Raw genomic sequence first — 820 nt, 5'->3', positions numbered from 1 at the left:
GGTAGTGGGGCCGATCGACGATGTCCACGCCGTCCACGGCGAACCCGGCACGGTGGTAGCCCATCGCGGCGCCGCCGGCGCACGAGAACAGATCCAACAGACGTGGCCTCATGCCGCCGCTCCCTCACCCTCGTCGGTGGCGTCGATGGGGTGCAGGCGCCGGCCGTCGGCCCGTTCGCTCAGTAGCAGGTCCCGCAGCACACGGGAGTTGGCAGCCGAGCAGTGCAGCGTGGTGCGGATCGCCTCCGCGTTGATCGCGTCGTCCTTCCACCCGGCGGTGGCTTCGCGTGCTTCGGCCAGCAACTCGGCCGGCGTACGGGACGGCTTGCCGGTCCTGGCCTTGCCCTTGCCGTTGGCGGCGCGCTTGGGCGGCGGCTTGGCCGCCGCCTGCTTCGGCGGGTCCTGCGGCGGGACGGGCGGGACGTCCTCACCGGCCGGGGCCAGCTCACCCAGCTTCAGCAGCACGCGGTCCGGGCGGGGAGTCTTCGAACGCCACCGCCGGCCGAACCGCTGCCGCAGCTCCGCGCGGGCCAACTGCCGCTCCCGCTCCCGCTTCAGGGCGTCCGCGTACGAGGTGACCTCCCACAGCGTCATGCGCCGCCACAGGGCGAACGTCGACAGCGGGGCGAGCAGCCAGCGAGAGCGGCGGATCTTCTCCATCCGACGGCCGGTCACGGCGCCGATCCGGGAGGCGTAGACGTGCGCGGCCACCTCGGACAGCACCACCCACAGCAGCGGCATGGTGCCGTGCGCCACCTTCGCGGACAGCGAGTGTCCGGCCGCGATGTTGAGCCAGCACGTCACCCCGGTCAGCGCCCAC

The 820-nt window shown here is 73.0% G+C and carries 1 protein-coding gene; it reads right to left on the bottom strand.

The features are described 5' to 3' along the window. Window positions 1–108 precede the first annotated feature (108 nt). Window positions 109–820, bottom strand: a 712-nt coding sequence (locus tag ROI90_RS21090) for a DUF2637 domain-containing protein (protein ID WP_316000262.1), incomplete at its 5' end; no start/stop codon positions are given.

Source organism: Hymenobacter endophyticus (genome assembly GCF_032464715.1).
GTDB lineage: Bacteria > Bacteroidota > Bacteroidia > Cytophagales > Hymenobacteraceae > Hymenobacter > Hymenobacter endophyticus.
The sequence above is the reverse complement of the archived record's forward strand: the minus strand, read 5'-3'. Positions and strand labels throughout refer to the sequence as shown.